The 1,005-nt window shown below is 43.8% G+C and carries 1 protein-coding gene; it reads right to left on the reverse strand.

The features are described from left to right. Positions 1–202: 202 nt before the first annotated feature. Positions 203–703 (reverse strand): non-heme ferritin-like protein, encoded by a 501-nt coding sequence (locus FDX01_RS06340; protein ID WP_001752509.1) that lies wholly within the window; start codon positions 701–703, stop codon positions 203–205. Positions 704–1,005 lie beyond the last annotated feature (302 nt).

A 1,005-nucleotide genomic window follows, 5' to 3' on the forward strand; every position in this document is an offset into this window, starting at 1 on the left:
TGGGAAGAAATGACCTGCTTATTCGCACCTTCCTTAATATAAAGACACAAGCAGAGACATTTTTGGCACGATATAAAAACGCTAAGTTAAAAAATCACTATGACGTGTTGGGTATCAAATGTTCACTGGCATAAACCTCTGTTTCTGATGTAAAACAGATTTTCTGAGGAGGCGTAAAACCTCCTCGTACTGCGAAATTGATTTAGTGATAGCGATCGATCACGCCAACCAGATAGTGGTCGGTTTGCTGCATGTTGATGCCCGCTTTTTTAGCGCTGCGGACTTCATCCAGAATGATTTGCAACAGCGTCCCGTCCACGATTTCCTCTTTTCTGTATCGCTTCAGGAAGTTAATCGCTGACTTATCGTTTGCTGCCTGGGCGTCTTCCGTCAAAGAGGTCAGCGCATTAATGCGCTTCTGGTAATCGCTTACCGTCTGCTCAAACAGATCTTCCAGCGTGGAAAATTCACCGCACCGGGCGTGTTGCTCCTGTAACACCGGCGTGGCGCCGCTCTGTTTGATGTATTCGTACATGCGCATCATTTGCGTCACCGTATTTTGCGCCTGATGACGCAAAAATAGTGCGGTGCCATTAAGGCTATTCTCGCTGCACCTCTGGCTGAGCTGAAGATACAAATTTGAGGTATAAAACTCCTGATTCATTTGCGCATTCAGTTTTTGAACTATTCCGCTAGCGATCATAGGACTTCCTTATTTCTTGTCATCTCAGAAAACGGTCACTCTTCGAAAAAACAACCAGAATAAAAGCGATTCTTTCGCTTTTTTTATTGCGCCTGGTTACGCAGTCATATTCATTTTAAGTCGGGATGCTCCTTATTTAAATATCCAACCCTACTATCGCATTTCTATCTGGCATTATTCTGTGATGGTGTTTCGATATTCACACTCCCTGTGCCAATCCTTTCTTATCGACAGTAGGAAACTTCCTCCGGCTATTCTGCTGAACACGATGGTAATGACTCCAACTTATTGATAGTGTTTTA

The organism is Citrobacter sp. wls613 (assembly GCF_005281195.1).
GTDB classification, from domain to species: Bacteria; Pseudomonadota; Gammaproteobacteria; order Enterobacterales; family Enterobacteriaceae; genus Citrobacter; species Citrobacter gillenii.